We start from the raw sequence: 23,169 nt of genomic DNA, 5'->3' as shown, positions 1-23,169 counted from the left end.
GGTCGATCAGGCCTCGACGCGCTTCTTCAGCTCCTTGAGGGCGGTGTCGACGATGACCTTCTCCGCCTTGCGCTTGAGCAGCCCGATCATCGGGACCTTGACGTCGACCGCGAGCCGGTAGGTGACGCGGGTGCCGTCGCCGTCGGTGGAGAGCGTGTAGGAGCCGTTCATCGCCTTGAGCACCTGCGCAGAGACGAGGGACCACGACACGACGCCCGTGCCGTCGTCGACGACGTCCCACTCGTAGTCGAGGACGTAGGTGTCCTTGATGGCGCCGGCGTCGAGCGTGAACTCGACCTGGTCGGCCCAGCCGTCGCCCTCCTCGGCGAGCACGCGGACGTCCTTCACCTCGCCCGCCCACTCCGGGTAGGCCTCGAAGTCGGCGATGACGTCGAGCACCTCGCCGGGCGGCGCGGCGATGACGATGGAGGACTCGGTGCGATCGGCCATGCGCCGAAGGCTATCGCGCCGGTGGACGCGGCCCGGTGTGCCGCCGCGGGGCGTCGTGGGAGGATGGCGGCGACGGCGGGTCCGTGCTCGCGGACGCGTCGGCCCGACCGGGTGCCCGGTGCTGTGACGACGGCGACGTGGTCATCACGGTTACCGCTCGGTAGTGTCTGTCGCAGCCCGGCCCCGGCCAACCAGGAGTGTCAGTGAAGGACAACGTCGTCGCACCGCTCGCCCCCGTCACCACGGAGGGCAGCCTCGCCCACCTGCCCCGTCGCAACGCGACCGAGGCGCCCAACGAGACCGCGTTCTCGATCAAGCGCCCGTCCGGCGGGTGGGGCCAGGTCAGCTGGACCCAGTTCGCCGATGACGTCGACGCCGTCGCGCGCGGCCTCGTCGCGGCCGGCGTGCAGCCGGGCGACCGCGTCGCCCTCATGTGTCGCACCCGCTACGAGTGGACGCTCGTCGACTTCGCCGGGTGGGCGGCCGGCGCGGCCGTCGTGCCGGTCTACGAGACGTCCTCCGCCGAGCAGGTGCAGTGGATCCTGTCCGACTCCGGCGCCCGGTTCGTCGTCGTCGAGACCCCGGCCCACGCGTCGGTCGTCGAGCAGGTGCGGGCCGACCTGCCCGGCCTCGACGACGTGCTCGTCATCGACGACGGAGCCCTGGACGTGCTGCGGGAGCGTGGCCGCGACGTGCCCCAGGCCGACCTCGACGCCCGTCGGGACGGGCTCGACCGGCGTTCGGTGGCGACGATCATCTACACGTCCGGCACCACGGGCCGCCCCAAGGGCTGCGAGCTGACGCACGGCAACTTCCTCGACCTCGCCGAGAACGCGATCGAGAAGCTCGGCCAGGTCGTCCTCACCGACAACGCGTCGACGCTGCTGTTCCTGCCCCTGGCGCACGTGTTCGCCCGCTTCATCGAGGTGCTCTGTGTGGCCGGCAAGGCGCGCATGGGCCACTCGTCCGACATCAAGACCCTCCTCGACGACTTCGCCGGCTTCCAGCCGACGTTCGTCCTCGCCGTGCCCCGCGTGTTCGAGAAGATCTACAACTCCGCCGAGGCCAAGGCGTCGGGCGAGGGCAAGGGCAAGATCTTCCTGCGGGCCGCCACCGTGGCCATCGCCTACAGCGAGGCCCTCGACGAGGGCGGCCCGAGCCTGTCCCTGCGCTTGCAGCACGTGCTCTTCGACCGGCTCGTCTACGGGAAGCTGCGCGCCGCGATGGGTGGCCAGGTCCGCTACGCCGTGTCCGGCGGCGCTCCGCTCGGCACCCGCCTCGGCCACTTCTACCGCGGCATCGGCGTGCTCATCCTCGAGGGCTACGGCCTGACCGAGACGACGGCACCGGTGGCCGTCAACACGCCCGACAAGGTCAAGATCGGCACCGTCGGCTACCCGCTGCCCGGCTGCGGCATCCGCATCGCCGAGGACGGCGAGGTGCTCCTCAAGGGCGTCGGCGTCTTCACGAGCTACCACAACAACCCGCAGGCCACGCAGGAGGCGATCGTCGACGGCTGGTTCCGCACCGGCGACGTCGGCGAGCTCGACGACGACGGCTACCTGCGGATCACCGGCCGAAAGAAGGAGATCCTCGTGACGGCGGGCGGCAAGAACGTGGCCCCGGCCGTGCTCGAGGACCGCCTCCGCGCCCATCCGCTCGTGTCGCAGTGCATCGTCGTCGGCGACCAGAAGCCGTTCGTCGGGGTCCTCGTCACCCTGGACGAGGAGATGTGGCCGGGCTGGGCCAAGGCCCACGGCCTCGAGGACGTCACCATCGAGCAGGCGCGCACCCACCCGAAGGTCCTCGAGGCGCTGCAGGCGGCCGTCGACCGGGCCAACCAGGCCGTGTCGCGCGCCGAGTCGATCCGCAAGTTCGCGGTGCTCCCCGGCGACTTCACGGAGTCCAACGGCTACCTGACGCCGTCCCTCAAGCTGAAGCGAGCCGTCGTCATGAAGGACTTCGCCGAGGACGTCGACAAGCTCTACGCCTGAGCCTCGGAGCCGGACGCATCAGCCCCGTCGCATCAGCCCCGACGCGTCAGGCCCCGCGCAGCAGGGTCCGCAGGCGCACCTGCCACCACCGCACCAGTGCGGCACGGTCGGTGCCGAGCTCGGCCCGCAGGGCCCGGTCGGCGACGGCATCGGGGTCACCGACGACGTCGGCCGGCACCGACAGTCCGCCCGCCGCGGCGCGGTAGAGCTTCACGACTCCGGCCGTGCCGTAGCGGTCGGCCAAGGTGCGCAGCACGAGCAGGCTCTCGCCGTAGGCCACAGGCAGCCGTCCCGTCGACGGGTCGAAGGCCGAGTCGGCGGGCAGGCCCTGCGGGAGACCGTCGGCGCGGGCCGCGTCGAGGGCCGGTGCCACGACCGTGGCCTCGGGGAGGTCGACGGCGCGGTACCCGACGAGCTCGGCAAAGCCCTCCGACAACCACAGCGGCACCGCCCGTGTCGTCGAGGAGCGCACCGTGGCATGGGTCAGCTCGTGCGTCATGACGACGTCGCGCCCGGCCGGGCGCAGCGAGTCCCACGGGCCGGGCACGACGACGATCCGGTCGGCGCCGGCGGGGCTGCCCGCGACGAGCGGCCCGTCCGTCGCCGCGGCCACCCCCTCGAGGTCGCTCGCCTGCCGGCCGAGGAGCCGGGCCGCGTCGGCGTCGGTGGCCGGTGCCACCCAGACCGCGGGCCGGGAGCGCCCCCACACCGCCGCCACCCGCGCGCCCGCCGCGACGGCGCGGCGCTGCACCTCTGCGACCCGGCCCGCGGAGCCGACTGCGAGCACGAGGGCGCGGTCGGTGCGTCGGACGACGAGGCCGGCCAGGTCCCACGGCTGCGGCCGGTCGGCGGGCCGCGAGGCCACGACGGTGACCGCTGCGGGATCGGCCGGGTCGGCCCTCACTGTCAGGTCGAGGTCGAAGGTTCGGGGCGCGGTGTCGAAACCCTCGAGCCGGTACGTCGAGGTGACCCTCACGTCCCAGTCGACCTTCGTCCCGCGTGGTACCGGGACCGGGGCACTTCGCTCGCGGACCGCGGCGACGGTCACGTGGTCGGCGCGCATGGCGACCATGCGCCGGAGCACCGCTGTCTGCGCCGCGCGCAGCCGCGGGTCACCCGACTCGAGGTCGGCCAGCCACGCCGCGCGGTCGCCGCTGCCGGCCGCGGCAGCGCGTCGCTCGGCAAGGGCCTGGACGGCCCGCGCCCGCGCACCGGCCCACGCATCGGGCGTGACGTCGGACGCGGCGGTCTGCGATGCGCCGGCGGACAGCGGGCTCGTGGCCCGGGTCGTGGCCACCGCTCCCCCGTCAGGGGACGAGGAGCACGCGGCGGCCGTCGCGGCGAGGACGCCGGAGGCGATCACCGCGACGAGTCGCACGCTCCGGGCCCTCACCACCACGCCATCGTGGCACGCGGGGCTGGGTGCCCAGCCTCAGCCGGCGTGGCGCGCCCGGTCGGCCGCGGAGGGCAGCGGGTCGAGCACCGCCCGGGCGGCGTTGGCCGTCGCGGTGGTGACGAGGCCGGCGCCGAGCAGCGCCGAGACGGCACGGCGCTCGGCGCGGTCGAGCGGCGCGCTGTGCGCCTCGTCGTCGGTGGTGTCGGTCACCCGGAGCGAGTGGTGCGTCCGGGTGGACGCCGGAGCGGGAGCCCGCGCGGGACGCGGTGCCGTCACGATCGGCAGGGCCGACAGCGCGGTCACCATGCAGTCCGCGCAGTGCACGCCCCGCACGGGGCAGGTCTGGCAGTCGACGAGCATTCTTGGCCACCCTTCTGTCTCTCGTTGCGATCTGTCACCGGACACGCTAGGAGCCACCACCGACACCCCCGCCCACGACGTCGTCGCCGCCCCACGCGACGTTCGGATGTCCCACGGCCGCAACGGCGTTGCCCGGCCTGCCTCCACGGCGATGTCGGCGCCGCCCCCTACCGTCGATGCCATGCACTCCTTCCAGGCGACGTTCGACGACCTCGGCACCCCGCTGGCCGGCGTCACGTTCGTCGTCGTGGACCTCGAGACCACCGGTGGCACACCGGCACAGTGCGGCATCACCGAGATCGGGGCGGTCAAGGTCCGGGGTGGTGAGGTCCTAGGGGAGTTCCAGACCCTCGTCAACCCGGCCGAGCCCATCCCGGCCTTCATCTCGGTCCTCACCGGCATCACCGACGGGATGGTCGCCGACGCCCCGCGCATCGACAGCGCCCTGCCCGCGTTCCTCGAGTTCGCCGCGGGCAGTGTCCTCGTCGCCCACAACGCCGGCTTCGACATCGGCTTCCTCAAGTCGGCGGCGTCCTTGACCGACAACCCGTGGCCCGGCTTCACCGTCCTCGACACGCTGCAGCTGGCTCGCCAGCTCGTCGTGCGCGACGAGTCGCCGAACCACCGGTTGTCCTCTCTCGCACAGGTCTTCGGCTCGCCGACCACGCCCGACCACCGCGCCCTGCACGACGCGCGCGCCACGGTCCACGTGCTGCACGGGCTCATCGAGCGCGTCGGCAACCTCGGCGTGCACACCCTCGAGGAGCTCGCCAGCTACACCTCCCGCGTCACGCCGGCCCAGCGGCGCAAGCGCTTCCTCGCCGACCCGCTGCCCAGCGCGCCCGGCGTCTACCTCTTCAAGGACGCCCAGGGCCGCGTCCTCTACGTCGGCACGAGCCGCGACATCCGCACCCGCGTGCGCACCTACTTCACGGCGTCCGAGCAGCGCAGCCGGATGGCCGAGATGGTCCGCCTCGCCCAGGCCGTCCACCCCGTCGTGTGCCAGACCTCCCTCGAGGCGCAGGTCCGCGAGCTGCGCCTCATCGACGAGCACCAGCCGCGCTTCAACCGCCGGTCCAAGGACGGTCGACGCCTCTCGTGGGTCAAGCTGACCAACGAGAGGTTCCCCCGCCTGTCCATCGTGCGGCGGGTCCGTGACGACGGCGCGCACTACATCGGGCCGTTCCGCTCGCGGGCCACGGCCCAGGCCGCCGTCGACGCCGTCCACGAGGTGGTGCCTCTGCGGCAGTGCACCGGCCGCCTCGCCGGCAGCCGCGGCTCGGCGTGCGCCCTCGCCGACATGGGCCGGTGCGGCGCGCCGTGCACCGGCGCCCAGACCCCCGACGAGTACGCCGTCGTCGCCGCGAGCTGCGCCTCGATCTTCACCGGCGACGCGCGGCCCGTCGCCGACCGTCTCCGTGCCCGGCTCGAGGAGCTCGCCTCGCAGGAGCGCTTCGAGGACGCCGCGCGCGTCCGCGACCGCTTCCTCCAGCTGGTCCGCGGTGCCGCCCGCGCCCAGCGCCTCGCACCCTTGACCCGCTCCCCCGAGATCGTCGCCGCCCGACGCAGCGACGCCGGCGGCTGGGAGCTTGTCGCCGTCCGCCACGGTCGCCTCGCCGGCACCGCGGTCAGCCCGCGCGGCGCCGACCCGATGCCGTTCGTCCGCTCCATGCAGGCCACCGCCGAGGTCGTCGACGCACCGACGCCCGACCGGCCCGCCGCCCTCACCGAGGAGACCGAGGTGATCCTGCGCTGGCTCGAGGCGCCGGGCGTGCGCATCGTCGAGCTCGACGGCTCGTGGACGTGCCCGGTCGGCGGCGCCGGGGCGGTCCGGCTCGAGCTCGAGCCCGCCGTCGCGTCGGCCCGTGACGCCGTCGGCTTCGACCACGACGTCCCCGCACCTGCCGCGTCGGGGCACCGGCGCCACGGCCTGCGCCGCGCCGGCTGACGGCGGCTAGGGTGTCTCCCGTGATCACCGCCATCGTCATGATCAACTGCGAGGTCGACCGGATCCCCGAGGTCGCCGAGGCGATCGCGAACATCCCTGCCGTCTCCGAGGTCTACTCGGTCACGGGCGACGCCGACCTCATCGCGATGGTGCGGGTGCGGGCCCACGAGGAGTTCGCCGACGTCATCGCCGACCGCCTCAACAAGGTCGAGGGCGTCGTGGGCACGTCGACGCACATCGCGTTCCGCACGTACTCGGCCCACGATCTCGAGGCCGCGTTCAGCCTCGGCCTCGAGGGCGACTGACGCGACACCGCTGACGGCACCCCGCAGACAGCTCGCCGCGGGTCAGCGTGGGTCAGCCGCGGGTGGCCGCGACCCAGCGCTCGACGACACGTGTCGCCGAGCCGTCGTCGATCGCTGCCGCCGCGACGTCCATCGCGGCCCGCAGGTCGGCGTCGAAGTCCTCCTGACGCGCGCCCGTATCGGGCCGGGTCAGGGCCAGCGCGATCCCGGCGTTGAGCAGGACGGCGTCGCGCACCGCACCGGTCGCGCCCGCGAAGACCTCGCGGACGACGGCGGCGTTGTGCCCGGCGTCGCCGCCACGCAGCGCCTCGATCGGGTGCAGCGACAGGCCCAGACGCGTCGGGTCGACGACGCGGTCGCCGACCTCGCCGTGGCGCACCCACCACACCGTCGTCGTCGTCGACACGGTCACCTCGTCGAGGCCGTCGTCACCGCGGAACACGGCGGCGTCCTTGCCCCGGCCGGCGAAGACCCCCGCGAGCAGCGGGGCCATCCGTGCGTCGGCACACCCCACGGCGGCGTAGGTCGGCTGCGCCGGGTTGGTCAGCGGGCCTAGGAAGTTGAAGGCCGTGCCGATGCCGAGGTCGCGGCGCGGAACGGCCGTGTGCCGGAAACCCGGGTGGAAGGTCTGGGCGAAGCAGAAGGTGATGCCTGCCTCGTGGGCGACCTCGACAACGCGCTCGGGCGTCAACGACAGGTCAATGCCGAGGGCCTCGAGGACGTCGGCCGAACCCGACGACGACGACGCCGCGCGGTTGCCGTGCTTGACGAGGCGCACGCCGGAGGCCGCGACGACGATCGCCGACATCGTCGAGATGTTGACGGTGTGGAAGCGGTCGCCGCCGGTGCCGACGATGTCGACGCTCGGTCCGGGCACCTCGATGCGCCGGGCGTGGGCGAGCATCTGCTCGGCCAGCCCCTGCATCTCCTCGATGCTCTCGCCCTTGGCGCGCAGACCCATGAGGAAGCCGGCCACCTGGGCCGGCGTCGCCTCCCCGGCCATGATCTGGTCCATGGCCCACGCGGCCGTGCCGCGGTCGAGGTCACGCCTGGCGATGAGGTCGGCGTAGACCGAGGGCCAGCTCGTCGTCGTCGCGTCCGGGACCATGCGCTCAGGCGCTGGTGGCGCCCGCGCGCGCGAGGGTCGTCACGGCGGCCGTCAGCGCGATCGGGTCGAGCGGGTGCGGCACGGCGAGGTCGGCCTGCGACCACGCGGCCAGCCAGCTGTCCTGGGGCCGGCCGGTGAGCACGATGATCGGCGGGCACTCGAAGATCTCGTTCTTCAGCTGACGGGCCAGACCCAGGCCGCCGACCTTGGCCGCCTCGCCGTCGAGGACGAGAATGTCGAAATGCTCGCCCTCGACCGAGCTGATGACCGCGTCGGCCGTGGCGCACTCGTGCCAGCGGACCACCTCGACGTCCTTGGCGGGGCGGCGGCCGACGGCAGCCCGGACGGCGTCGCGCGTCGTGAAGTCGTCGCTGTAGAGCAGGACGCTGACCCGCGCCACCTGGGGCGCGTCACCCGTCGACGTCACGACGTCGGTGGAGGTGCGCTGGGCTGCGGTGTCGTTCGAGGCGGTCATGCGGCAGATGCTACCGGCCCGCACACACGCGACCGCAGGACCCTCCCGGCGGTCGGGACGCTCTCCGAGGCTCGGCCGCGAGCGGGTGCCCGGCGAGCGAACCGGACGTATCGCGCCCTCCCCCTCGACGACGTGTCGGAATGGTCACGAATCCTCGACAGGGCGGCGGCAATCGGGGGGGTCGCTCGCCACCCCCGACATGAATGTGGGAATAATGTCCAACGTGGCGACAGCATCAGCAGTTCCTTCCAGCGCAGTAGCGAACCCGGCCGCTCACGGCCCGGCGACCCGTCCGAACATGGTTGCCGTCGGCACCATGGTCTGGCTCTCCAGCGAGCTCATGTTCTTCGCGGGTCTGTTCGCGGTGTACTTCCAGCTCCGCTCCGTCCGAGGCGACCTCTGGGCGCAGCAGACCGAGAAGCTCAACCTGCCGTTCGCGAGCGTCAACTGCCTCGTGCTCGTCATCTCCTCGGTGTGGTGCCAGCTCGGCGTCTGGAAGGCCGAGCGCGGCCACAAGGCACGCACCGGCCGGCTCCTCGACATCAAGAACTGGGGCATGCGCGAGTGGTACGTCCTGACCTACCTCTTCGGCGCCTTCTTCATCGCCGGCCAGGTCATGGAGTACGCCGAGCTCGTGAGCGAGGGCGTCACGCTGAGCTCCGACGCCTACGGCTCGGTCTTCTACATGGCGACCGGCTTCCACGGTCTGCACGTGACCGGCGGCCTCATCGCGTTCCTGCTCATCATCGCCCGCACGTTCACGACGCGTCGCTACACCCACGCCAACGCGACCGGCGCCGTCGTCACCTCCTACTACTGGCACTTCGTCGACGTCGTGTGGATCGCGCTCTTCGCCACGATCTACATCCTGCGCTGACCACGCCGCCCCCGAGCCCTTCCGGCGCATGCGCCTCCGCACCACACCGACCGTGACCCCCTTGGACGACAGGAAGACACAGTGAAAGCCTTGGCCGCCCGACGCCGACACCCCGCCGCGATCGCGGTGCTGCTGCTGCTCGGCCTGCTCGTGACCGGGGGCGCCTACTCCTTCCTCGCTCCCAAGGACGCCAACGCGGCCGCGTCCGTCGCCGCCGACACCGTCGCCGAGGGCAAGGACCTCTTCCTCGCCAACTGCGCCAGCTGCCACGGCCTCAACGCCCAGGGCACGAAGTCGGGCCCTTCGCTCGTCGGGGTCGGCGCCGCCTCCGTGGACTTCCAGGTCGGTACCGGCCGCATGCCGCTCGCCGGCCCGAACATCCAGGCCCCGGTCAACAAGGTGAAGTTCTCGCAGGAGCAGATCAGCGCCCTCGCCGCCTACGTCGCCTCGCTCGGCTCGGGCCCGGCCGTCCCGGACTCGAAGTACACGACCGTCATCGAGCCCGGCTCCGCCGAGAACAACAAGGCCATCGCCGAGGGCGGCGAGATCTTCCGCGTCAACTGCGCCATGTGCCACAACTTCGCCGGCGCCGGTGGCGCGCTGACCCGCGGCAAGTACGCGCCGTCGCTGCAGGAGACCACCCCGACGCACATCTACGAGGCCATGCTCACCGGCCCGCAGTCGATGCCCGTCTTCAACGACACCAACCTCACCCCCGAGGCCAAGCAGAAGGTCATCTCCTACCTCAAGGCACAGGAGAACGAGACCAACGTCGGCGGCCTGACGCTCGGCAACCTGGGCCCGGTCTCCGAGGGCCTCTTCGCCTGGGTCTTCGGCCTCGGCATCCTCATCGCCTGCGCCGTCTGGCTCGGCAAGAAGGCCGCATGAGCACCCACTGCATCGTCCAGATCACGCACGACGACAGGACCACCACCCGATGAACGACAACGAGACGACGGACACCGGAGCGGGCAGCGCGCTCGCCCACGGTTCCGAGTCGGGCGCCGTCGAGCGCCACGCCGACGCTGCAGCGGACCTCTTCGAGAACCCGGGGCTGCCGCCGCACGTCCACCGCGCCGCCGACGACGACCCCGCCGCCGCCAAGCGCGCCGAGCGCCAGGTCGCGACGCTGTTCGGCCTGTCGATGCTGGCCACGCTCGTCTTCCTCGTCAGCTACTTCGCCATCCCCGACGAGGCCACGTTCTTCTTCCCGGGCATCGGCAAGGCCAAGACGCAGAACGTCGTGCTCGGCCTCTCGCTCGGCTTCGCGATCTTCCTCATCGGCATCGGCGCGGTCCACTGGGCCAAGACGCTCATGTCCGACGAGGAGATCGTCGAGGAGCGCCACGTCCAGGCCTCCACGACGCAGGAGCGCGCCAAGGCCGTCCAGGTCGTGTCCGCCGGCGTCGAGTCGACGCAGATGAACCGCCGCCCCATCCTGAAGTACACGCTCGGCGGCGCGCTCGGCCTCTTCGCCCTCCCCCTCGGCCTGCAGGTCGCCGGCTCGCTCGGCCCGGTCACCATCGACGAGCTCAAGCACACGATCTGGGACCCGAAGGACAACGGCGGCAAGCCGATCCGCCTCATGCGTGACCCGGAGATGACGCCGATCCGCCTCGACGAGGTCACCCTCGGCTCGGTCTTCCACGTCATGCCGGAGACCCTTCAGAAGTACATCGACGAGGGCAAGCACGTCCTCGAGGCCAAGGCCAAGGCAGCGGTCATCCTGATCCGTCTCGAGCCTGACCTGATCAAGGTGCAGAAGGCGAAGGACTGGGGCGTCGACGGAGCCGTCGCCTACTCCAAGATCTGCACCCACGTGGGCTGCGCGGTGGGCCTCTACGAGCAGCAGACGCACCACCTGCTCTGCCCGTGCCACCAGTCGACCTTCGACCTCACCGAGGACTGCGCCGTCATCTTCGGCCCGGCCAAGCGGCCGCTGCCGCAGCTGAAGATCACTGTCGACGACGCCGGCTACCTCGTCGCCCCCCAGGGCTTCCTCGAGCCCGTGGGACCGAGCTTCTGGGAGCGTGCACGATGAGCACCATCAACGAGTCCCGTCCCGCCGACGCGTTGCGTTCCGGCGACCGTCAGGCCGAGGCCGAGGCGTCGGCCACCAAGCCGCTCGGCGGCATCGCCGGCTGGGTCGACGACCGCGTCGGCGCCGCCAAGGGCGTGTCGTTCCTGGCCAAGAAGGTCTTCCCCGACCACTGGTCGTTCATGCTCGGCGAGATCGCGATGTACTCGATGATCGTCTGCCTGCTGACCGGCGCGTTCCTGACGTTCTGGTTCGTCCCGAGCGCCAGCCAGGTCGTCTACGACGGCTCGTACGTGCCCCTCCAGGGCGTGACGATGTCCGACGCCTACCGCTCGACGCTCGCGATCTCCTTCGACATCCGTGGCGGCCTGCTCATCCGGCAGATCCACCACTGGGCGGCGCTGATCTTCGTCGTCTCGGTCTTCGTGCACATGGCGCGCGTCTTCTTCACCGGCGCCTTCCGCAAGCCGCGCGAGATCAACTGGGTCTTCGGCACCATCCTGTCGATGCTCGCCTGCATCGAGGGCTTCGCCGGCTACTCGCTGCCCGACGACCTGCTCTCGGGCACCGGCATCCGCGCGATGAACGGCTTCGTCCAGTCGGTGCCGGTCATCGGCTCGTACATGAGCTACTTCATCTTCGGCGGCGCGTTCCCCGGCGAGGCGATCATCCCGCGCCTCTACTCGGCGCACGTGCTGCTCATCCCGGCCATCCTCGTCGGCCTCTTCACGGCGCACATCCTGCTGGTCTTCGTGCACAAGCACACCCAGTTCCCGGCGCCGGGCCGGACGAACAACAACGTCGTCGGCTACCCGCTCCTGCCGGTGTACATCGCCAAGGCCGGCGGCTTCTTCTTCATCGTCTTCGGTGTCATCGCCCTCATCTCGGCGGTCGTCACGATCAACCCGATCTGGGCCTACGGCCCGTACGACCCGTCACCGATCACGGCCGGCTCCCAGCCCGACTGGTACATGGGCTTCGCCGACGGTGCGCTGCGACTGCTCCCCGGCTTCCTCGAGTTCGTCTCGTGGGGCAACTTCACGTGGAGCATGAACATCTTCCCCGGCTCGATCCTGCTCCTGCCGATCATGTGGACGATCATCGGCGTCTACCCGTTCGTCGAGGCCTGGGTCACCGGTGACAAGCGCGAGCACCACCTGCTCGACCGCCCGCGCAACGCCCCGACGCGCGTGGCCATCGGCATCGCCGGCATCACGATGTACGTCGTGCTCTTCTTCGCCGCCGGCAACGACCTCATGGCGATCAAGCTGCACCTGTCGATCAACGACATCACGCAGACGCTGCGGGTGCTGTTCTTCGTCGGCCCGGTCATCGCGTTCATCGTCACCAAGCGGATCTGCCTGAGCCTGCAGCGAGCCGACCAGCAGAAGGTGCTCCACGGCCGTGAGACCGGCACCATCTGGCGCTACGCCGACGGTCGCTTCGAGGAGATCCACGCGCCGCTGACTCCCGAGGAGCGGTGGGTGCTCGTCCAGCACGAGTCCCCCGAGCCCCTGGCGCTCACGGCGGGCAAGGACGCCAACGGCGTGGACAGCCCGATCGCCCGCAAGGAGCGGCTGCGCGCGAAGTTCTCGCACTTCTACTTCAGGGACCGCGTCGCCCCGGTCACACCGTCCCAGCTCGAGGCTGCGCACCACGAGCACGACCACGGCGCTCCCGCGGCCGCCCCGGCCGGCGAGCACGAGGCCATCGAGTCGGGTGCGGGCAGCGAGCGCGAGACGATCAAGGCCGACCGTCACCACGACTGAGGCCACCGACCTGCGGCCCGGCGCACCGCGTCAGGTTCGCCCGAAGGCCCCACCCGTACCGGGTCGGGGCCTTCGGCGTTCCCGGCGTAGTCCCGGTCCCGACGCGCCGACCGCGGGCCGCTCTGAGAAACTTCTCAGAACCGGACGAAAGGGTCTGCTCGGGCGTCCGCCCCTCCCGGCGCCCCTCCCCACCCCGAGAGGTAGACGCATGCTCGACACGATCTTCGGCCTCCCCGTCCATCCCCTCGTCGTCCATGCGACGACCGTCATCGTCCCCTCCGCGGCCGTGGCCGTCCTCCTCGCCGCCGTCTGGCCACGGTTCCGCCGCTGGGCCGGCTGGTTCCCGCTCGCGCTGGCGGTCCTCGCCGTCGTGCTGACCCCGCTGTCGACCGAGTCCGGTGAGGCCCTCGAGCGCCGCGTCGAGCACAGCGCCCTCATCGAGCAGCACTCTGAGCTGGCCGACGGCCTGCTCCCCTGGGTGGTCGTCCTGCTCGTCGGCGCCGCAGCGCTCTATGTCGTCGCGCGCCGTGAGCGGGCATCCGCTTCGGGAGCCACCGACGGCGCGACGGCACCGGCAACGTCTGTGGCGGCCGAGCGCGTCGCACCGGCGGCGGCGCTGCCGCGCTGGCTGCTCGTCGGGGCGGCCGTGGTCGGCCTCGTCGCCGCGCTCGGCACATCGGTTCAGGTCATCCGCATCGGCCACAGCGGCGCCGAGGCCGCCTGGTCCGACTCGGTGTCGCAGACCCCCGCCCCGAAGACCGGCGACGGCGGCAACTGAGAGCCGGGGCGCGGCCTCCCCTGATGTCGGCGTAGGGCATCCTGCGCGCGCACCCTCTCCGCAGGGCTCCCAGGGGGCACCCGAGACGGCCCGTGGGGCGCGCTGAGCGCCTCCACGGGCCGTCCTGCGTGCCGCGAACCCTTCCCCTCGGCCGAGCCCGCCCACGCCCGCGCTCCGGCGCCGCGCGGCCACGGGGCGGGCCACCCGTCGTGCGAGACTGCTGCCGTGCAGCACCTGTCCGAGGCCGAGTTCGAGCAGGCCGTCGGCGACGCCCTCGACACGATCCCCGAGGACCTGGTCCGGGCCATGGACAACGTCGTCGTCCTCGTGGAGGACGAGCCACCGGCTCACGACCCCGAGCTGCTCGGCATCTACGAAGGCACGCCGTTGACCGAACGCGGCGAGTGGTGGTCGGCCGGCTCGTTGCCCGACCGGATCACGATCTTCAAGGGGCCCCTCGAACGGATGTGCTCCGACCTCGTGGAGCTGCGCGAGGAGATCGCCGTGACCGTCGTGCACGAGGTGGCGCACCACTTCGGCATCGACGACGAGCAGCTGCACGAGCTCGGCTGGGGCTGACGTGTCTCGTGCGGTGGACACTTTGCCCCCGCCCGGGGGCACCTGCCCTTTACGGCCCCGCTCGGACGATCTACGGTCGTAGGACCGACCACCGATCGGATGGAGGTGCAAGCGAGGATGTTCTCTCCCACACGATCGCACCACGAACCCGAGGGTCCGTGACGCACGTGGCCAACACGAAGGGGAGGGTCCTGCGCCCTCCCCTTCGTCATGTCCCGGTGCAGCGGTCCAGCGCGCCCGGACCTGCACGGGCGCCGGGACGCGGAACGGGCCCGATCGCCAGTGGCGATCGGGCCCGTCCGGGTGTGGTGCAGGGTTGGTGCGGCTGACCCGCCTCAGATGGAGTACTCGCCCGAGAAGGACTCGAACACCCAGAGCACGACCGCGGGGATCGCGAAGAACACGCCGATGATGAACAGCCACCAGCCGATCGCGAGCCCGGCGAACATGATCGCGCCGGAGGCACCGAGCCACAGGGGCGTCCAGGAGCTGGCGACGAAGTAGCCGTAGTTGCCCTCGGCCTCCTCGATCTCACCGCTCGCGTTGTCCTCGGGGCGCAGCGGCAGCTTCTTGCCGGTCATCCAGAAGTAGAACCCGGACAGGGCGAAGAGGGCGCCGGTGAGGACCAGGGCGGTGACGCCGATGGGCTCCTCCCACTTGGACCAGAACCCGTAGATCAGCGTGACCGGGACGAAGAAGATGAACAGGTAGACCAGCAGCTTGGTCTCGACGCGCATCGGTCAGTCCTCACGCTTGTCGGTACGGGCGGGGGTGGGCTCGTGCTCGACGTCGGCCGGGCCCATCACCTGGGTGAGGGTGCCCTGGTCGGCCACCGGCCGGACGCCTGCGGCAGCCTCGGGGTGGTGCAGGTCGAACGCGGGGCGCTCGGAGCGGATCCGCGGCAGCGAGGTGAAGTTGTGCCGCGGCGGCGGGCACGAGGTGGCCCACTCGAGCGAGGCGCCGTAGCCCCACGGGTCGTCGGACTCGACGAGCGGAGCCTTCCGCCAGGTCTTCCAGACGTTGTAGATGAACGGGATCATCGAGGCGCCGAGCAGGAACGCACCGCAGCTCGAGACGATGTTCGCAGCCTGGAACCCCTCCTCCGGCAGGTAGTCCGGGTAACGGCGGGCCATGCCCTCGATGCCGAGCCAGTGCTGGATGAGGAACGTCGTGTGGAAGCCGATGAACAGCATCCAGAAGTGGATCTTGCCGAGCCGCTCGTCGAGCATCCGGCCGGTCAGCTTCGGCCACCAGAAGTAGTAGCCGGCGAACATCGCGAACACGACGGTGCCGAACACCGTGTAGTGGAAGTGCGCCACGACGAAGTAGCTGTCGGACAGGTGGAAGTCGAGCGCCGGGCTGGACAGGATGATGCCGGTCAGACCGCCGAAGAGGAACGTGACGAGGAAGCCCATCGCCCACAGCATCGGCGTGGCCATGACGACCTTGCCGCCCCACATCGTGCCGATCCAGTTGAAGAACTTCACACCGGTCGGGACCGCGATGAGCATCGTCATGACGGCGAAGAACGGCAGCAGCACCTGGCCGGTGACGTACATGTGGTGCGCCCAGACGCTCGCCGACAGGGCCGCGATGGCGATCGTGGCGAAGACGAGGGTCTTGTAGCCGAAGATCGGCTTGCGCGAGAAGACCGGCAGGACCTCGCTGATGATGCCGAAGAACGGCAGCGCGATGATGTACACCTCGGGGTGGCCGAAGAACCAGAACAGGTGCTGCCACAGCATGGCACCGCCGTTCTCGGCGTCGAAGATGTGCATCCCGAAGCGTCGGTCACCACCGAGGGCGAACAGCGCCGCGGCGAGGATCGGGAAGACGATGAGCACGAGCAGCGACGTGATGAGCGCCGTCCACGTGAAGATCGGCATCCGGAACATCGTCATGCCGGGCGCACGCATGCACACGATCGTCGTGATGAAGTTGACGGCGCCGAGGATCGTGCCGAAGCCGGCGAGCGCGAGGCCGAAGACCCAGAGGTCGCCACCGAGGCCGGGGCTGTAGGACACGTCCGACAGCGGCGCGTAGGCGAACCAGCCGAAGGCGGCGGCGCCCTGCGGCGTGAAGAACCCGGCCGAGGCGATGAGGCCACCGAAGAGGTACAGCCAGTAGGCGAACATGTTGAGGCGCGGGAACGCGACGTCGGGGGCGCCGATCTGCAGCGGCATGAGCGCGTTCGTGAAGCCCGCGAAGAGCGGCGTCGCGAAGAGCAGCAGCATGATCGTGCCGTGCATCGTGAACAGCTGGTTGAACTGCTCCGGGTTGTCGACGACCTGCAGACCTGGGGCGAACAGCTCGGCCCGGATGAACAGGGCCATGATGCCGCCGAGCAGGAAGAAGACGAACGAGGTGATGAAGTAGAGGTTGCCGATGACCTTGTGGTCGGTCGTCGTGACCCACTTGACGAAGGTCTGGCCCTTGAGGCGCGGACGCGGGGTGGCGGCCGGGACCGAGGCCTCACGGTTGAGGGTTGCGGACGTCATTGGTTGCTCCCAGTACGAGCGGGTGCGGGGATCTTGTCGGCGTCGGCGGGCACCATGTGCTCTCGGCTGACGTCGACGGGCACGAGGCCGCTCTGGCCGATGTCGGCGAGGTGCTTCATCTGCTGGTCGTACTCCTCCTGGGTGACGACCTTGACCATGAACAGCATCTGCGAGTGGTAGGCGCCGCAGAGCTCGGCGCACTTGCCCTGGAACTCGCCGGTCTGCGTCGGGGTCAGCGCGAAGGTGTTCGTCTTGCCCGGCAGCATGTCCATCTTCATCATGAACGACGGGATCCAGAAGCTGTGGATGACGTCGCGGGCGTTGAGGATGAACTGGACCCGCTTGTTGACCGGCAGGTAGAGCACCGGCATCTGGGCGCGCTTGCCCGTGGTGCCGTCGAGCTCGGTGTGGACGCCGCTCTCGTGGACGTTCGCCGCGATGTAGTTGAAGTCCCAGCTCCACTGCTTGGCGACGACGCTGATCTGCAGGTCGGGCTTCTTGCTCGTCGTGTCGATGAGCGTGGCCTCGTCGCGGGCGGTGTACCAGAAGAACACGGCGACCATGAAGACCGGGATGACCGTGTAGAGCATCTCCATCGGCACGTTGTAGCGCAGCTGCACCGGGAGGGTCTCGTCGCCCTTGCGCTTCCGGAAGCGGATGGCGGCGTAGAGCATGAGGCCCCACGTGATGACACCGACCGCGAGGACGGCGATCCAGCTGCCGACCCAGAGCTGGGTGACCAGCTTGCCGCTGTCGGAGACCGCCTCGGGGAGGAACCCGTTGGAGAGCTGACCCTGACAGCCGGCCAGCGCGAGACCGGAGACCGCGGCCACTGCCGCAACCCGGACCGCCCTGCGTCCCCGTCCTGCCGAGGTCACCGCCGGCGTGGCCGGGGTGTCGTCGTGCTCAGGCACCAGGTGCACCTTTCTTGCCGTTCGTGTGCGCGCCGGGGCGCGCCACTGGAGCGCTTCCCGTCATCCGTCCGCGGGCAGCCTCTGCCCACATCCCCGAACCCTACCGCCCTGCCACAGAGGTTGTCCGGCAGGGTACGGCTAACGTTGCGGCGTGGTCAGTCACGATCCGGGCACGAACCCTGGACCCGCGGGACAGGTCGGTGGGCAGGTCGGTGGGACGACCGCCACGACCCCCGTCCGGCGCCTCCTCGACGCCGCCGCCGGCCCCCTGCACCCGACCGCGCGCGACACGCTCGTCGCCGCCGTGGAGGCCGGCTGGGCCGACCCGGCACGCCTGCACTCCGAGGGGCGCCGGGCCCGGGCCCTGCTCGACCGCTCGAGGGAGGTCGTCGCAGCCGGTCTCGGGGTGCGTCCGGATGAGGTGAGCTTCCTGCCGAGCGGGCCCGCCGCGATCTCGCGTGCCCTCGAGGGCGTGCTCCATGCGGGGCGCCGGCGCGGCGGCCGCACCGTGGCCTCGGCGGTCGAGCACTCGGCGGTGCTCGTGCCCGCCCGGGCCCGCGCGTCGGGCGTCGACGACCCGACGCTGCTCGGGGAGGTACCCGTCGACGCCCTCGGCCGCGTCGACCTCGACGCGTGGGCTGCGGCCGTGGCCGAGCCCGGCACCGTCGTGGCGGCGCTGCAGAGCGCCAACGGCGAGGTGGGCACGCGCCAGCCCCTGGCCGAGGCCCACGAGGCGTGCCGACGCGCGGGCGTGCCCCTCGTCGTCGACGCGTCCGCCTCGCTCGGCCGCGACGACCGGCCCGAGCACTGGGACGTCCTCGTCGGCGACGCCCGCACCTGGGCGGGTCCGCCCCTCGGCGTGCTCGTCGTCCGCGAGGGCGTGCGCTGGCACTGGTCGGGGGCCCGGGCCGACGTCGAGCACGGCCGCACGGACGTCGTCCCGTGGGTTCCTGTGGCTCTCGCCGCCGCGGAGGCATGGCAGCAGACGCAGGCGACGCGCGTGCCCGACGCCGACGCGACCTCCCGTCTCGTGTCGCGGATCCGCGACGCCGCGGCCGGTGTGCCCGACACGCAGGTCGTCGGCGACCCCGTCGACCGACTCCCCCACGTCGTGACGTTCTCGAGCCTCTACGTCGACGGGGAGGTCGTCGTCGGGGCCTTCGACGCGGCCGGCTTCGCCGTGGCCAGCGGCTCGGCGTGCACGTCGAGCACGCTCGAGCCGAGCCACGTCCTCGCGGCCATGGGCGTGCTGACGCACGGCAACGTCCGGCTCACGCTGCCGCTGCCGGCCGTCTCACCCGGCCTCACGGCCGACGTCGAGGCCTTCTGCGTGGCGCTGGCCCCGACGGTCACCGCCGTGCGCGCCGGCCTCGGGGTGGACGACCTGTGAACGGCGCGCCCGACGCTCCCGACGCGACCGACCCGCCTGACGTCGTCGACGCGCGGGGCGAGCGGTGCCCGCTGCCGGTGATCCGCCTGGCCCGGCTCGTTCGCGACGACCCCCGGCCTCGTGTCGTCACCGTCCTCGCGACCGACCCGGCCGCCGCGCACGACGTGCCCGCCTGGTGCCGGATGCGGGGGCACCGGTTCGCCGGCGCACGCGAACGCGGCGACCACACCGCCTACGACGTCGAGGTGCTCGCGCCCGAGGCCCCCTAGGCGTCCGCCGGCACGTCGGCACGTCGGCACGTCGGCCGGCGAACGCTCAGCGCCAGGGTTCCGGCAGGGGGGCCCGGAGCGCGCCGGGGAGCATCGCGAGGTATTCGTCGCGGGTGACCTCGAGGACGCCGAGCGTGGCCAGGTGCGGCGTCTGCCACTGGACGTCGACGATGCGGCGGGGATCGCCGTCGGCGCGGAGCAGCTCGCACAGCCCGACGAGGGCCACCTTCGAGGCGTCGGTGGCGTGGTGGAACATCGACTCCCCCGCGAACAACCCGCCGATCGCGACGCCGTAGAGGCCGCCGACGAGCCGGTCGTCCTGCCACGTCTCGACCGAGTGCGCCCAGCCCGCCCGGTGCAGCTCGGTGTAGGCGCTCGCGATCTGGGGCGTGATCCACCGGCCCTCGCGGTCGGGTTCGGCGCACGCCGCGACGACGTCCTCGAAGGCCGTGTCGACACGCACCTCGAACCGGCTCCGGGCCTTGCGCAGCGAGCGGGTCACCCGCAGGCCGTCGGGACGCAGGACGCCACGCGGGTCGGGCGACCACCAGCCGATCGGCTCTGCGCCGTGGTCACCGATGCCCATCGGGAAGACGCCGATCGAGTACGCCTCGTAGAGGGTCGGCACCTCGAGGTCGGCGCCGATGCCGATGAGGTCCTCGCCGGGCGGCACCCGGTCGAGGGCGAAGTCCCAGGCGGTGGGTGGGGGCGGGATGGGCACGGGTCCGCTCGTGGGTTCCGGGGGCGTCGGGGCTCGTCGGTCCGGCCGTCAGCGTCCGGCCGTCACGGGCGCGGGCACCGGATGTGTGGGCCGATCTCGTCGGCCGAGTCGGCGCCGTACGCCTCGGCGAGACGCTCGAGGAAGCGCGTCTGCGACAGCGCGTACTCCTGCGTCCCGATCGTCTCGATGACGTACGTGGCGAGCATCGAGCCGAGCTCGGCGCACCGGCGCACGGGCAGGCCTGCCCCGAGCCCGGTGATGTAGCCGGCGCGGAAGGCGTCGCCGACGCCGGTGGGGTCGGCCTTGCGCACCTCGCGGGCGATGCCGACCTCGACCGGCTCCTCGCCCCGGACACGGACGGTCACGCCGTCCTTGCCCCGTGTCTTGACCTGCACGCGGACGCGGTCGGCGAGCTCGTCCTCGCTCCACCCGGTCTTCTGGCAGGCGAGGTGGCTCTCGTACTCGTTGGTGAAGAGGTAGTCGGCGCCGTCGATGAGGCGCGCGATGGTCGGGCCGTCGCAGAACGCGAGCTGCTGGCTCGGGTCGGCCGCGAACGGGATGCCGCGGCTGCGGCACTCGTCGGTGTGGCGCAGCATCGCCTCGGGGTCGTTGGCGCCGATGACGACGAGGTCGAGACCACCGACCCGGGAGGCGACCGGGGCCAGCTCGATGTCGCGGGCCTCGGACATCGCGCCCGCGTAGAACGTCGCGATCTGGGCCATGTCCTTGTCGGTGGTGCAGATGAAGCGGGCCGTGTGCTGCGACTCGGAGTAGTGCACCGACGCGCAGTCGACGCCGTGCCGCTCGAGCCAGGACCGGTAGTCGGTGAAGTCCTCACCCACCGCGCCCACGAGGATCGGACTCTGGCCGAGGTTGGCCATGCCGAACGCGATGTTCGCCGCGACCCCTCCGCGCCGCACCTGAAGGTCCGAGGTGAGGAAGGACAACGAGATCTTGTCGAGCTGCTCGACGACGAGGGAGTCGGCGAACAGGCCGTCGAAGGTCATGAGGTGGTCGGTGGCGATGGAACCGGTGATGGCGATCTGCACACGGAGAACCTAGCGTGAACGGCGTCTACCGGGGCGGTCGGCACCTACCCGCCGGTACCTCTGTGCCCCACCCAGACCCGGAACTAGCGTTGGTGCATGGATACGGCGCTGGAGTTTCCCTCTCCCAGGGACGAGCTCGACTCGGGCAGCGTCTCCGAGCTCGTGATGGACTGTCGGGACCTCGACCTCCCGCACACCGCTCCGCGGGCCTGGCAGCCCCGGCACGTCGACATCGAGGTGCCGGACGACGCGGAGCGGCTCATCCGGGGTCTCGACGACTACGGCAGCTAGCCGGCTGACGTGGACGGCGCCGGACATCGCGAAGGGCCCGACCGTTTCGGTCGGGCCCTTCGGCGGTCCTGCGGGTGCCGGCGGCTCGTGCGGCGGCGCGACTCAGCTGAAGGAGTCGCCGCAGGCGCAGCTGCTGCCCGCGTTGGGGTTGTCGATGGTGAAGCCCTGCTTCTCGATCGTGTCGGCGAAGTCGATGGTGGCGCCCTCGAGGTACGGGCTGCTCATCCGGTCGACGACGACCTCGACACCGTCGAAGTCGCGCACGAGGTCACCGTCGAGGGTGCGCTCGTCGAAGTAGAGCTGGTAGATCAGGCCGGAGCAGCCGCCGGGCTGGACGCCCACGCGGAGGCGGAGGTCGTCGCGGCCCTCCTGCTCGAGGAGGCTCTTGACCTTGGTCGCCGCGACGTCCGTGAGAACGACACCGTGGGCGGGAGCCTCGGTCTGGGCCTCGGCGGGAGAAGCGTTCGTCTCGACACTCATGTGCTGGTCCTTCGCGTCGTGGTGCACGGGTCAGGAGTGACAACCCGTGGCGCGCCGGAAGTGTTCCCGGCTCGTCAAGGATACGTCGAGGAGGCCCCCGGGCACGCAACCCGCCCCCGGGCGGGTGCCCACGATGCGGACTCCTCGCGGTGCGCGCCGCACGTCAGCGAGCCCTCAGCGGGCCGGCGACCACGTCCGGGCCACCCTCGCCACCCGGGCGGCGAGGCTCGCCGCGGGGTCGGCGAGCGAGCCGGCGACGTCGGCCGGCTTCTCGGCCACCGGGTACACCCCGGAGAGCCCGGCCGCCATCGCCTCGCGGCGCCCGACGACCGCCTGCCCCGGCACCGCCACCGCGGGGATGCCCACCGCGGCTGCCGCCTCGGCGACGCCGACGACGACCTTGCCCTGGAGGGACTGCCAGTCGAAGCGCCCCTCGCCGGTGACGACGAGGTCGGCCCCGGCGACGAGGCGGTCGAACCCGACGGCCTCGAGCACCGCGCCGACGCCCGACGCGTGCCGCGCCCCCAGGAGGAACAGGGCGTAGCCGAGGCCGCCGGCCGCACCGGCACCGAGCTCCCGCTCGGGCCGGATCGCCGCGCCGGTGAGCAGGTCGCGCGCCGGTGGCCACACCCGCGCCACGACGCTCGCGAAGTGACCGAGCGCGTTCTCGAGGCGCTGGGCGTCCTCCTCGCTCGCTCCTTTCTGCGCCGCGAAGACGGCGCTCGCCCCCTTGAGGCCGAGCAGCGGGGAGTCGACGTCGCTGGCCACGACGAGCTCCACCCCGCGCAGCCGTGCCCGGGCGGCGTCGAGGTCCGCGACGTCGTCGGCGTCGGTGGCGCCGAGGGCGAGCCCCCCGCGGGCGAGGCGCTCGCGCGGTCCGGCGCCGAACGCGGCGAGCAGCCCCGCCCCCGCGTCGTTGGTGCCCGAGCCGCCGAGGCCGACGACGACGCGTCGGGCCCCCGCCTCGAGGGCCGCCAGGACGAGGGTGCCGACGCCGAAGGTGGTCGTGCGCGTCGGGTCGCGCTCGTCGGGGGCGAGCAGGTGCAGTCCGGCGGCCTGGGCCGACTCGACGTAGGCCGTGCGACCGGAGGGCTCGTCGACGAGCAGGACCGTCGCGGGCACCTCGCGCCCGAGCGGGTCGGTCGTGACGACGCCGAGCACCTCGCCCCCGAGCGACGCCGCGAGCACGTCCACGAAGCCGGGGCCCCCGTCCGAGAGCGGCACGAGGGTGAGCGCGTCGTGCGGGGCGCTCCGCGACCAGCCGTCGGCCATCGCGGCCGCAGCCTGCGGGGCCGTCAGCGTTCCGGTGTAGCAGTCGGGCGCGAGGATGACGTGCACGGGTCGCATCCTCCCACCCGCCCGCCGGCGCCCCCGCACCCGATCGAAAGAGCACTCCGTCACCCGGCGAGTTCAAGGGGTCGTTGCAACGCTTGGCTCGTTCGGGGCCGAGAGTAGCTTGGCCAGGGCTTCGGCTGGGGTG

The 23,169-nt window shown here is 71.7% G+C and carries 24 protein-coding genes; 12 read left to right on the top strand and 12 right to left on the bottom strand.

Annotated features, from left to right (window positions below):
• Window positions 1–6: 6 nt before the first annotated feature.
• Window positions 7–450 (bottom strand): SRPBCC family protein, encoded by a 444-nt coding sequence (locus AC3A5R_RS07580; RefSeq protein ID WP_487620152.1) that lies wholly within the window; start codon window positions 448–450, stop codon window positions 7–9.
• Between the two features lie 203 nt (window positions 451–653).
• On the opposite strand from AC3A5R_RS07580, the gene AC3A5R_RS07575 reads away from it, so the two are divergent.
• Window positions 654–2,444 carry an AMP-dependent synthetase/ligase gene (locus AC3A5R_RS07575; protein WP_487620151.1) on the top strand — a complete coding sequence of 597 codons (1,791 nt, stop codon included), beginning with the start codon at window positions 654–656 and terminating at the stop codon, window positions 2,442–2,444.
• A 46-nt stretch (window positions 2,445–2,490) separates the two neighbouring features.
• Here the strand turns inward: AC3A5R_RS07575 and AC3A5R_RS07570 are convergent, their stop codons facing one another.
• Window positions 2,491–3,822, bottom strand: coding sequence for a hypothetical protein (locus AC3A5R_RS07570; RefSeq protein WP_487620150.1), 1,332 nt, complete (start codon window positions 3,820–3,822; stop codon window positions 2,491–2,493).
• A 54-nt stretch (window positions 3,823–3,876) separates the two neighbouring features.
• Window positions 3,877–4,200 (bottom strand): hypothetical protein, encoded by a 324-nt coding sequence (locus tag AC3A5R_RS07565; protein ID WP_487620149.1) that lies wholly within the window; start codon window positions 4,198–4,200, stop codon window positions 3,877–3,879.
• A gap of 181 nt (window positions 4,201–4,381) precedes the next feature.
• Here AC3A5R_RS07565 and AC3A5R_RS07560 point away from each other — a divergent pair, with 181 nt between their 5' ends.
• Entirely contained in the window at window positions 4,382–6,148 is a 1,767-nt protein-coding gene (locus tag AC3A5R_RS07560) for a DEDD exonuclease domain-containing protein (protein WP_487620148.1), read from the top strand.
• Window positions 6,149–6,168: 20 nt separating this feature from the next.
• Window positions 6,169–6,453, top strand: a complete 285-nt coding sequence (locus AC3A5R_RS07555; protein ID WP_323098687.1) for an Lrp/AsnC family transcriptional regulator — start codon at window positions 6,169–6,171, stop codon at window positions 6,451–6,453.
• 52 nt (window positions 6,454–6,505) lie between these two features.
• Here AC3A5R_RS07555 and trpD read toward each other — a convergent pair whose 3' ends face one another.
• Together trpD and AC3A5R_RS07545 are read right to left on the bottom strand one after the other, a co-directional pair.
• On the bottom strand, window positions 6,506–7,561 hold the full coding sequence (gene trpD, locus AC3A5R_RS07550) for an anthranilate phosphoribosyltransferase (RefSeq protein WP_487620147.1): 1,056 nt from the start codon (window positions 7,559–7,561) through the stop codon (window positions 6,506–6,508).
• 4 nt (window positions 7,562–7,565) lie between these two features.
• A complete protein-coding gene (locus tag AC3A5R_RS07545; protein ID WP_487620146.1) occupies window positions 7,566–8,036 on the bottom strand; it encodes a PleD family two-component system response regulator in 471 nt (156 codons plus the stop codon).
• Between the two features lie 214 nt (window positions 8,037–8,250).
• Here AC3A5R_RS07545 and ctaE point away from each other — a divergent pair, with 214 nt between their 5' ends.
• The 6 genes from ctaE (at window position 8,251) to AC3A5R_RS07515 (ending at window position 14,077) form a co-directional block, all read left to right on the top strand.
• Entirely contained in the window at window positions 8,251–8,913 is a 663-nt protein-coding gene (gene ctaE / locus AC3A5R_RS07540) for an aa3-type cytochrome oxidase subunit III (RefSeq protein WP_487620145.1), read from the top strand.
• An 81-nt stretch (window positions 8,914–8,994) separates the two neighbouring features.
• On the top strand, window positions 8,995–9,801 hold the full coding sequence (gene qcrC, locus AC3A5R_RS07535; protein WP_487620144.1) for a cytochrome bc1 complex diheme cytochrome c subunit: 807 nt from the start codon (window positions 8,995–8,997) through the stop codon (window positions 9,799–9,801).
• 49 nt (window positions 9,802–9,850) lie between these two features.
• Entirely contained in the window at window positions 9,851–10,954 is a 1,104-nt protein-coding gene (gene qcrA / locus AC3A5R_RS07530) for a cytochrome bc1 complex Rieske iron-sulfur subunit (RefSeq protein WP_487620143.1), read from the top strand.
• On the top strand, window positions 10,951–12,720 hold the full coding sequence (gene qcrB / locus AC3A5R_RS07525; protein WP_487620142.1) for a cytochrome bc1 complex cytochrome b subunit: 1,770 nt from the start codon (window positions 10,951–10,953) through the stop codon (window positions 12,718–12,720). Before qcrA ends, qcrB begins: the two co-directional genes overlap by 4 nt.
• A 208-nt stretch (window positions 12,721–12,928) precedes the next feature.
• On the top strand, window positions 12,929–13,498 hold the full coding sequence (locus AC3A5R_RS07520; RefSeq protein ID WP_487620141.1) for a DUF2231 domain-containing protein: 570 nt from the start codon (window positions 12,929–12,931) through the stop codon (window positions 13,496–13,498).
• 225 nt (window positions 13,499–13,723) lie between these two features.
• The gene (locus AC3A5R_RS07515; RefSeq protein WP_487620140.1) at window positions 13,724–14,077 is read left to right on the top strand and encodes a metallopeptidase family protein; all 354 of its coding nucleotides are present in this window, start codon (window positions 13,724–13,726) and stop codon (window positions 14,075–14,077) included.
• Window positions 14,078–14,412: 335 nt separating this feature from the next.
• Here the strand turns inward: AC3A5R_RS07515 and AC3A5R_RS07510 are convergent, their stop codons facing one another.
• Genes AC3A5R_RS07510 through ctaC form a run of 3 tightly spaced genes read right to left on the bottom strand, consistent with a single transcriptional unit; the run spans window position 14,413 to window position 17,489 of the window.
• Window positions 14,413–14,814, bottom strand: a complete 402-nt coding sequence (locus AC3A5R_RS07510; protein WP_323098698.1) for a cytochrome c oxidase subunit 4 — start codon at window positions 14,812–14,814, stop codon at window positions 14,413–14,415.
• A 3-nt stretch (window positions 14,815–14,817) separates the two neighbouring features.
• The gene (ctaD, locus tag AC3A5R_RS07505; protein WP_487620139.1) at window positions 14,818–16,575 is read right to left on the bottom strand and encodes an aa3-type cytochrome oxidase subunit I; all 1,758 of its coding nucleotides are present in this window, start codon (window positions 16,573–16,575) and stop codon (window positions 14,818–14,820) included.
• Window positions 16,572–17,489: an aa3-type cytochrome oxidase subunit II gene (ctaC, locus tag AC3A5R_RS07500; RefSeq protein ID WP_487620138.1), complete on the bottom strand. Its 918-nt coding sequence runs from the start codon at window positions 17,487–17,489 to the stop codon at window positions 16,572–16,574. Before ctaC ends, ctaD begins: the two co-directional genes overlap by 4 nt.
• A 151-nt stretch (window positions 17,490–17,640) precedes the next feature.
• On the opposite strand from ctaC, the gene AC3A5R_RS07495 reads away from it, so the two are divergent.
• Together AC3A5R_RS07495 and AC3A5R_RS07490 are read left to right on the top strand one after the other, a co-directional pair.
• Complete coding sequence (locus tag AC3A5R_RS07495) at window positions 17,641–18,879, top strand: cysteine desulfurase family protein (RefSeq protein WP_487620137.1); 1,239 nt, start codon at window positions 17,641–17,643, stop codon at window positions 18,877–18,879.
• Complete coding sequence (locus AC3A5R_RS07490; RefSeq protein ID WP_487620136.1) at window positions 18,876–19,148, top strand: sulfurtransferase TusA family protein; 273 nt, start codon at window positions 18,876–18,878, stop codon at window positions 19,146–19,148. The genes AC3A5R_RS07495 and AC3A5R_RS07490 overlap by 4 nt, the downstream gene beginning before the upstream one ends.
• A gap of 46 nt (window positions 19,149–19,194) precedes the next feature.
• On the opposite strand, the gene aat is transcribed toward AC3A5R_RS07490, so the two are convergent.
• Window positions 19,195–19,869: a leucyl/phenylalanyl-tRNA--protein transferase gene (gene aat / locus AC3A5R_RS07485; RefSeq protein ID WP_487620135.1), complete on the bottom strand. Its 675-nt coding sequence runs from the start codon at window positions 19,867–19,869 to the stop codon at window positions 19,195–19,197.
• Window positions 19,870–19,931: 62 nt separating this feature from the next.
• A complete protein-coding gene (locus tag AC3A5R_RS07480) occupies window positions 19,932–20,918 on the bottom strand; it encodes a carbohydrate kinase family protein (RefSeq protein ID WP_487620134.1) in 987 nt (328 codons plus the stop codon).
• A gap of 96 nt (window positions 20,919–21,014) precedes the next feature.
• Between AC3A5R_RS07480 and AC3A5R_RS07475 the strand changes: the two genes are divergently transcribed.
• Window positions 21,015–21,209 carry a hypothetical protein gene (locus AC3A5R_RS07475; protein ID WP_323098707.1) on the top strand — a complete coding sequence of 65 codons (195 nt, stop codon included), beginning with the start codon at window positions 21,015–21,017 and terminating at the stop codon, window positions 21,207–21,209.
• A 102-nt stretch (window positions 21,210–21,311) separates the two neighbouring features.
• On the opposite strand, the gene erpA is transcribed toward AC3A5R_RS07475, so the two are convergent.
• Window positions 21,312–21,689: an iron-sulfur cluster insertion protein ErpA gene (gene erpA, locus AC3A5R_RS07470; RefSeq protein ID WP_323098708.1), complete on the bottom strand. Its 378-nt coding sequence runs from the start codon at window positions 21,687–21,689 to the stop codon at window positions 21,312–21,314.
• A 174-nt stretch (window positions 21,690–21,863) separates the two neighbouring features.
• Window positions 21,864–23,027, bottom strand: coding sequence for a glycerate kinase family protein (locus AC3A5R_RS07465; RefSeq protein WP_487620133.1), 1,164 nt, complete (start codon window positions 23,025–23,027; stop codon window positions 21,864–21,866).
• Between the last annotated feature and the right edge of the window lie 142 nt (window positions 23,028–23,169).

This window comes from Intrasporangium sp. Soil_C_50, from assembly GCF_057656595.1.
Note: the sequence above shows the minus strand (reverse complement) of the source record. Positions and strands in the feature narration are given on the sequence as shown.

Bases quoted from the DNA above. Each gene is read 5' to 3' on its own strand.
- AC3A5R_RS07560 (WP_487620148.1), top strand. From the start codon at position 4,382: ATGCACTCCTTCCAGGCGACGTTCGACGACCTCGGCACCCCGCTGGCC.
- AC3A5R_RS07545 (WP_487620146.1), bottom strand. From the start codon at position 8,036: ATGACCGCCTCGAACGACACCGCAGCCCAGCGCACCTCCACCGACGTC.
- AC3A5R_RS07475 (WP_323098707.1), top strand. From the start codon at position 21,015: ATGGATACGGCGCTGGAGTTTCCCTCTCCCAGGGACGAGCTCGACTCG.
- AC3A5R_RS07510 (WP_323098698.1), bottom strand. From the start codon at position 14,814: ATGCGCGTCGAGACCAAGCTGCTGGTCTACCTGTTCATCTTCTTCGTC.
- qcrB (WP_487620142.1), top strand. From the start codon at position 10,951: ATGAGCACCATCAACGAGTCCCGTCCCGCCGACGCGTTGCGTTCCGGC.
- AC3A5R_RS07520 (WP_487620141.1), top strand. From the start codon at position 12,929: ATGCTCGACACGATCTTCGGCCTCCCCGTCCATCCCCTCGTCGTCCAT.
- ctaD (WP_487620139.1), bottom strand. From the start codon at position 16,575: ATGACGTCCGCAACCCTCAACCGTGAGGCCTCGGTCCCGGCCGCCACC.
- qcrA (WP_487620143.1), top strand. From the start codon at position 9,851: ATGAACGACAACGAGACGACGGACACCGGAGCGGGCAGCGCGCTCGCC.
- AC3A5R_RS07580 (WP_487620152.1), bottom strand. From the start codon at position 450: ATGGCCGATCGCACCGAGTCCTCCATCGTCATCGCCGCGCCGCCCGGC.
- ctaE (WP_487620145.1), top strand. From the start codon at position 8,251: ATGTCCAACGTGGCGACAGCATCAGCAGTTCCTTCCAGCGCAGTAGCG.
- AC3A5R_RS07565 (WP_487620149.1), bottom strand. From the start codon at position 4,200: ATGCTCGTCGACTGCCAGACCTGCCCCGTGCGGGGCGTGCACTGCGCG.
- trpD (WP_487620147.1), bottom strand. From the start codon at position 7,561: ATGGTCCCGGACGCGACGACGACGAGCTGGCCCTCGGTCTACGCCGAC.
- erpA (WP_323098708.1), bottom strand. From the start codon at position 21,689: ATGAGTGTCGAGACGAACGCTTCTCCCGCCGAGGCCCAGACCGAGGCT.